Source organism: Streptomyces sennicomposti (genome assembly GCF_019890635.1).
GTDB classification, from domain to species: domain Bacteria; phylum Actinomycetota; class Actinomycetes; order Streptomycetales; family Streptomycetaceae; genus Streptomyces; species Streptomyces sennicomposti.
This window is the reverse complement of record NZ_JAIOAB010000073.1, coordinates 22,574-29,797: the sequence shown is the minus strand read 5'-3', so window position 1 is coordinate 29,797 and position 7,224 is coordinate 22,574. Positions and strand designations below refer to the sequence as shown.

At 71.7% G+C, this 7,224-nt stretch carries 7 protein-coding genes and 1 riboswitch; all 7 genes read left to right on the top strand.

All coding sequences use genetic code 11. The features are described from left to right. On the top strand, window positions 1-1,056 hold a 1,056-nt coding region (locus K7787_RS28225; RefSeq protein ID WP_223003382.1), incomplete at its 5' end, for a cytochrome P450 family protein. 172 nt (window positions 1,057-1,228) lie between these two features. Then, a complete protein-coding gene (locus K7787_RS28220; RefSeq protein ID WP_223003381.1) occupies window positions 1,229-2,356 on the top strand; it encodes a LysM peptidoglycan-binding domain-containing protein in 1,128 nt (375 codons plus the stop codon). A gap of 182 nt (window positions 2,357-2,538) precedes the next feature. Next, a riboswitch (cyclic di-AMP (ydaO/yuaA leader) is annotated at window positions 2,539-2,704 on the top strand. 4 nt (window positions 2,705-2,708) lie between these two features. Further along, window positions 2,709-3,434: a LysM peptidoglycan-binding domain-containing protein gene (locus K7787_RS28215; RefSeq protein WP_223003380.1), complete on the top strand. Its 726-nt coding sequence runs from the start codon at window positions 2,709-2,711 to the stop codon at window positions 3,432-3,434. A gap of 308 nt (window positions 3,435-3,742) precedes the next feature. Then, window positions 3,743-5,050, top strand: a complete 1,308-nt coding sequence (eno, locus tag K7787_RS28210; RefSeq protein WP_043260926.1) for a phosphopyruvate hydratase — start codon at window positions 3,743-3,745, stop codon at window positions 5,048-5,050. 127 nt (window positions 5,051-5,177) lie between these two features. After that, complete coding sequence (locus K7787_RS28205) at window positions 5,178-5,651, top strand: FtsB family cell division protein (RefSeq protein WP_027758412.1); 474 nt, start codon at window positions 5,178-5,180, stop codon at window positions 5,649-5,651. Window positions 5,652-5,670: 19 nt separating this feature from the next. Beyond that, entirely contained in the window at window positions 5,671-6,282 is a 612-nt protein-coding gene (locus K7787_RS28200) for a DUF501 domain-containing protein (RefSeq protein WP_223003379.1), read from the top strand. Next, window positions 6,279-7,220: a Ppx/GppA phosphatase family protein gene (locus K7787_RS28195; RefSeq protein WP_223003378.1), complete on the top strand. Its 942-nt coding sequence runs from the start codon at window positions 6,279-6,281 to the stop codon at window positions 7,218-7,220. Before K7787_RS28200 ends, K7787_RS28195 begins: the two co-directional genes overlap by 4 nt. Window positions 7,221-7,224: the final 4 nt, after the last annotated feature.

Genomic DNA, 7,224 nt, shown 5'->3' with positions numbered 1-7,224 from the left:
GCGCCGGACCACACCCGCCTGCGCCGCCTGGTCAGCAAGGCCTTCACCCCCCGCCGCGTCGCGGAGTTCGCCCCCCGCGTCCAGGAACTCGCCGACGACCTCATCGACCGCTTCGCCGCGCACGGCAGCGCCGACCTCATCCACGAGTTCGCCTTCCCCCTCCCCATCTACGCCATCTGCGACCTGCTCGGCGTCCCACGCGAGGACCAGGACGACTTCCGCGACTGGGCCGGCATGATGATCCGCCACGGCAAGGGCCCCCGCGGCGGCGTCGCCCGCTCGGTGAAGAAGATGCGGGCCTACCTCGCCGACCTCATCCACCGCAAGCGCCTCGCGCTCCCCGCCGAGCCCACCCCCGGCGAGGACCTCATCTCCGGTCTGATCCGCGCTTCCGACCACGGCGAGCACCTCACCGAGAACGAGGCCGCGGCCATGGCCTTCATCCTTCTCTTCGCCGGGTTCGAGACCACCGTCAACCTCATCGGCAACGGCACCTACGCCCTGCTCACCCACCCCGGCCAGCGCGACCGGCTGCAGCGCTCCCTCGCCGCGGGAGAGCGCGGCCTGCTGGAGACCGGTGTGGAGGAACTGCTGCGCTACGACGGCCCGGTGGAGCTGGCCACCTGGCGGTTCGCCACCCGCCCGCTCGCCCTCGGCGGCCAGGACATCGCGGCCGGCGATCCGGTGCTGGTGGTGCTGGCGGCCGCGGACCGGGACCCGGAGCGGTTCGCCGACCCGGACACCCTGGACCTGGCCCGGCGGGACAACCAGCACCTCGGCTACGGCCATGGCATCCACTACTGCCTCGGCGCGCCGCTGGCCCGCCTTGAGGGCCAGACCGCGCTGGCCACCCTCCTCACCCGGCTGCCGGACCTTCGACTGGACGCGGACCCAGCGGAGTTGCGCTGGCGCGGCGGCCTCATCATGCGCGGCCTGCGCACCCTCCCGGTCCGCTTCACCCCGCCCCCGAACCTCACCCCGGGCTCCACCCCCGGCTCCACTCCCGACCCCGACCCCGCCCGGACTCCCGCCCCGCCCCCTTCCCCATCTCCTTGACGAACATCTCCTTGACGAACGCAAAGCTGACACGAGTTCAACTATGTGATGTTCACGTGATCTACGCGGCATTAACTTGTGACAAGTGATCGGGAGCGGCTACCTTCACGCATCAGCGCGGCGGCGGTCACCGCCCGCCGCGCCGTCACCGTTGTCGCCGAAAGGTCTCCGCATGCTCTCCGGGAACGGTCGTCACCGTCGCCCCCGCCAGGCTCCGGCCCTCCTCGTCGCCGCCGGCGTCACCGGCTCGGCCATCGCCATCCCGCTCGTCGCCGCCTCCGGCGCCAGCGCGGCCGACGGCACCACGTGGGACAAGGTGGCGCAGTGCGAGACCGGCGGCTCCTGGAGCGCCGACAACGGCAACGGCTACTACGGCGGCCTGCTGCTGACCCAGGACGACTGGGAGGAGTACGGCGGCCTCGCGTACGCGGCGAGCGCGGACCAGGCCAGCCGGTCCCAGCAGATAGCCGTGGCCGAGAAGATACTCGCGGACCGCGGCCCCGGCGCCTGGCACACCTGCGGGCTGCTCGCCGGGCTCACCAAGAGTTCGGGCGCGGCCGACGTCGACACGGGCGTGGGCGGTTCCCCGTCCACCGCCCCCGAGAAGGGCGCGACGGACACCGGCAAGTCGTCCGGTTCGTCCGGGACCTCCGGTTCGTCCGACAGCGGGGACCCCGGTCTGTCCGACTCGTCCCAGGGTTCGTCCAACTCTGCCGATTCGTCCGGTTCTTCCGCCGCCGACGGCGACGCGACGGACTCTTCGTCCGGTACGCCCGGTACGTCCCGTTCGGCGGACCGGCCCGACGACCCCGCCGCACAGCAGTCCACTTCGCCCTCTTCACCCACGAAGAAGGACGACACGGCCAAGTCCGACACGTCCCACACATCCGGTACGCCCGGTGCGACCCCCTCGACGGGCGCCGGGTCCGGCGGGTACGGCGACTCCGACTACTCGGCCAACCCCCAGCAGGTCGTGGGCTCTTCGGCCCTCGTGGACACCGGGGCGCTGAGCGGCGGCCGGCACCGCGGCGGCAGTGCCGCCGAGGACCCCGCGGACGACTCCGCGGCCGCCGCGGGCGGCCGGCACGCCTCCCGGGCCGACGGACTCACCACCGACACGGCCGGCGGCTCCTACACCGTCCGCTCCGGCGACTCCCTCGCCTCCATCGCCGACTCCCTTGACGTGAGCGGCGGATGGCATGCGCTCTACGCCGCCAACCAGAGCGCCGTCGGCTCCGACCCGAACCACATCGCCGCCGGTCAGACCCTGGATGTCCCCACCGAAAACGCCGCAAAGTAGGGGGAGTTCACGTCACACTTCGCGCCGAATGTCCCTTTCGGTGAAAGTGTGGGATGAGTCTCAGAAGCCCTGATCGTCTTTGAAATTCCGTCGATCGCGTGTCTACGGTCATGACCGCTCGCCACCGCGAGCCCCGGCGGCCGCAACGCCGAATCCTGCCAGCGGCCGTACGGGAACAGTCGTCGCGTCACGCGCCGTAGGCAGGAGCGGGGGACCCAGGTAAGTCGCCGCGCCGGTCGGTAGACCGGAGCGGCTGGGGGTGAAGCCGTGCCTCATCGAGGGCACGGCCGGGCAACTCAACCGGCCCGAACCCGACAGCTCACCTCGCAGGCGTCGGTGAGGGGATCCATCCATGCTGTTTTCCAGCAAGGGCAAGCACCGCCGTCCCGCCAAGGCCACCCGGGTCATCGCGCTCGCCGGAGTCACCGGCGCCGCCGTGGCCGCGCCGCTGATGGCCGCGGGCAACGCCTCCGCCGCCACCGCCTCCGAGTGGGACGCGGTCGCGCAGTGCGAGTCCGGCGGCAACTGGTCGATCAACACCGGCAACGGCTTCTACGGCGGCCTGCAGTTCACCAACTCCACCTGGGCCGCGTACGGCGGCACCGCCTACGCCTCGCGCGCCGACCTGGCGAGCAAGTCGCAGCAGATAGCCGTCGCCGAGAAGGTCCTCGCGGGCCAGGGCAAGGGCGCCTGGCCGGTCTGCGGCAAGGGCCTGTCCGGCGCCTCCTACTCGGGCGGCACCAGCTCCTCCTCGTCCTCCTCCTCGAGCAGCGGCTCCAGCAGCAGCTCGAAGAGCGGCGGCAGCTCCAAGAGCAGCACCGCCACCCGCTCCACCGAGCAGCAGAGCGCCAACCGCTCCGCCACGCGCCCGGCCCCGAAGAAGACCGTCACCACGCCGACCGGCAAGAAGGTCGCCAAGGGCGACGGCGAGTACAAGGTGGTCGCCGGCGACACCCTCAGCTCCATCGCCGCCGCGCACCACGTCCAGGGCGGCTGGGAGAAGCTGTTCCGGCTCAACAAGGACATCGTCCAGGACGCCGACCTCATCTACCCGGGCCAGCAGCTGCACCTGAAGTGACAGCAGGCCGCAAGGCCGGTCACAGGCCCCGCCCAGGCGTGCGCGCCACCATGGCGTCCACGTGGGGCTGACCCCCTGTCCCCACGGGCTCCCCGCCCCGGTGCGTTCTCCCCCGTACGCACCGGGGCGGGGCTTTTTCACCTTCTGTTCCCGGCCCCGTCACCGGCCCCTTTGTTCCGTGCTGGAACAATGTGTACCGTCACCCTGTCCACGGGACGGTCGGTCAGCCGGTCGGCGCCCCGGGACGGTTAGGCTCTAGCCGCAAGGCACACCTGCCCCGCACTTCAAGCGTCACATCCACGAAGGAGATGCTCGTGCCGTCCATCGACGTCGTCGTAGCCCGGGAAATCCTGGACTCCCGAGGCAACCCCACGGTCGAGGTCGAGGTCGGCCTCGACGACGGCAGCACGGGTCGTGCCGCCGTCCCGTCCGGCGCCTCCACCGGCGCCTTCGAGGCCATCGAGCTGCGCGACGGTGACCCCAACCGTTACCAGGGCAAGGGCGTCGAGAAGGCCGTCCTCGCCGTGATCGAGCAGATCGGCCCGGAGCTGGTCGGCTACGACGCCACCGAGCAGCGGCTGATCGACCAGGCCATGTTCGACCTGGACGCCACCGACAACAAGGGCTCCCTCGGCGCCAACGCCATCCTCGGCGTCTCGCTCGCCGTCGCGCACGCCGCCTCCGAGGCGTCCGACCTCCCGCTCTTCCGCTACCTGGGCGGCCCCAACGCGCACCTGCTGCCGGTGCCGATGATGAACATCCTGAACGGCGGCTCGCACGCCGACTCCAACGTGGACATCCAGGAGTTCATGATCGCCCCGATCGGCGCGGAGTCCTTCTCCGAGGCCCTGCGCTGGGGCGCCGAGGTCTACCACACCCTCAAGAAGGTGCTGAAGGCCAAGGGCCTGGCCACCGGCCTCGGCGACGAGGGCGGCTTCGCCCCCAACCTCGGCTCCAACCGCGAGGCCCTGGACCTGATCCTCGAGGCCATCAAGGAAGCCGGCTACGTCCCCGGCGAGCAGATCGCCCTGGCGCTCGACGTCGCCGCCTCCGAGTTCTACAAGGACGGCAAGTACCTCTTCGAGGGCAAGGAGCGCTCCGCCGCCGAGATGACGGAGTACTACGAGGAGCTGGTGGCGGCCTACCCGCTGGTCTCCATCGAGGACCCGCTGTTCGAGGACGACTGGGCCGGCTGGAAGATCCTCACCGACCGCCTCGGCGACAAGGTGCAGATCGTCGGCGACGACCTGTTCGTCACCAACCCCGAGCGCCTGGCCCGCGGCATCGAGGAGGGCACCGCCAACGCCCTGCTGGTGAAGGTGAACCAGATCGGCTCGCTCACCGAGACCCTGGACGCCGTCGAGCTGGCCCAGCGCAACGGCTTCAAGTGCATGATGTCCCACCGCTCCGGCGAGACCGAGGACGTCACCATCGCCGACCTGGCCGTCGCCACCAACTGCGGCCAGATCAAGACCGGCGCCCCGGCCCGCTCCGAGCGCGTCGCCAAGTACAACCAGCTGCTGCGCATCGAGGAGATCCTCGACGACGCCGCGGTGTACGCCGGCCGCAGCGCCTTCCCGCGCTTCCGGGGCAACACCAGGATCTCCAAGGGCTGAGCCGCCCCGCCGCTGAGCCGTAAAGAGTCACGGTTCAGCCAGTCGTACGTACGTCCCCGGACTCGGTCCCGTACCGTGTCCGGGGACGTACGCACGTGTGAACGGACACGAACGGGAGGCGGAGACGATGGCCGTGCGGGACCGGGACCGGTTCTCCACCGCGACCAGGCTCAGGCTGCTCGGCGAGCAGACCGCCGCCCGCGTCTACCGCTCCCAGACCCGGCGCCAGGCCCGCCGCTCCCGGCTCACCGGGCGCGCGGCGCTGCTGGCGCTGGTGGTCTGCTCGATGGTGGTCGCGCTGGCGTACCCGATGCGGCAGTACGTCTCCCAGCGCGAGGGCATCGCCGACCTGAAGCGGCAGAAGCAGCAGGCCCAGCAGCGGGTCGAGCAGCTGCGCGACCTCAAGGCGCGCTGGCAGGACGACGCGTACGCCGAGCAGCAGATCCGGCAGCGGCTGCACTACGTGATGCCCGGCGAGACCGGCTACACCGTGGTCGACCCGGGCCCGGTCAAGCAGTCCCGCGCCGAGCAGGGGGCGGCCCGCCGTCCCTGGTACACCAATGTCTGGTACGGCGTCGACAAGGCCGACGCCGGCCAGTGAACGGATGAGAAAGACAGGCATGCAGACCCCTCCGCCGCCCACCGAGCGCACCGAACCCACCGACGCGGACGTCGAGGCCTTCAAGCAGCAGCTCGGGCGGCCGCCGCGCGGACTGCGCGCGATCGCGCACCGCTGCCCGTGCGGACAGCCGGACGTCGTGGAGACGGCCCCGCGGCTGCCCGACGGCACCCCCTTCCCGACGCTGTACTACCTGACGTGCCCGCGCGCCGCCTCGGCGATCGGCACGCTGGAGGCCGACGGCGTGATGAAGGAGATGACGGAGCGGCTGGCCGCCGACCCGGAGCTGGCCGCGGCGTACCGGGCGGCGCACGAGGACTACATCCGGCGCCGCGACGAGATCGAGGAGCTGACCGGCTTCCCGAGCGCCGGCGGCATGCCGGACCGGGTCAAGTGCCTGCACGTCCTGGTCGCCCACTCGCTGGCCGCCGGTCCGGGCGTGAACCCGCTCGGCGACGAGGCGATCGCGATGCTGCCCGAGTGGTGGCGCAAGGGCCCGTGCGTGACGGCGCCGCCCGGCACGGTCCCGCCCGGCGAGGGCGGGCACCTGGAGACGACGCAGGACGGCAGCGGCTACTTCGCCGCCCGGCAGACCGGGGAGGACGGCAAGTGACCAGGGTCGCCGCCATCGACTGCGGTACGAACTCCATCCGCCTGCTGGTCGCCGACGCGGACCCCGTGACGGGCGAACTGGTGGACCTGGACCGGCGGATGACGATCGTGCGGCTCGGCCAGGGCGTCGACCGCACCGGCCGGCTCGCGCCGGAGGCGCTGGAGCGCACCTTCGCGGCCTGCCGCGAGTACGCCGAGGTGATCGAGCGGCACGGCGCGGAGCGGGTGCGCTTCGTGGCCACCTCCGCCTCCCGGGACGCGGAGAACCGCGACGAGTTCGTGCGCGGGGTGGTGGACATCCTCGGCGTCGAGCCCGAGGTGATCTCCGGGGACCAGGAGGCGGAGTTCTCCTTCACCGGCGCCACCAGGGAACTGACGGGCCGTGCGGACCTCGACAAGCCGTTCCTGGTGGTGGACATCGGCGGCGGCTCCACGGAGTTCGTCGTCGGCGAGGACCGGGTGCGCGCGGCGCGTTCGGTGGACGTGGGCTGCGTCCGGATGACCGAGCGTCACCTGGTGCGCGACGGGGTGGTGAGCGACCCGCCCGCCGAGGACCAGATCGCGGCGATAAGGGCCGACGTCGAGGCCGCGCTGGACCTCGCCGAGGAGACGGTCCCGCTGCGCGCGGCGCACACCCTGGTGGGCCTGGCCGGCTCGGTGACGTCGGTCTCCGCGATCGCGCAGGACCTGCCGGAGTACGACTCGGAGCGCATCCACCACTCCCGCGTCTCCCGCGACCGGGTCCGCGAGATCACCACCCGCCTGCTGCACTCCACCCACGCCGAACGCGCAGAGATCCCGTCCCTGCACCCCGGCCGCGTGGACGTGATCGGAGCGGGCGCCCTGGTGCTACTGGCGATCATGGAACGCGTCGGCGCGGAAGAGGTCGTCGTCAGCGAACACGACATCCTGGACGGCATCGCCTGGTCTTTGGTCTGACCGC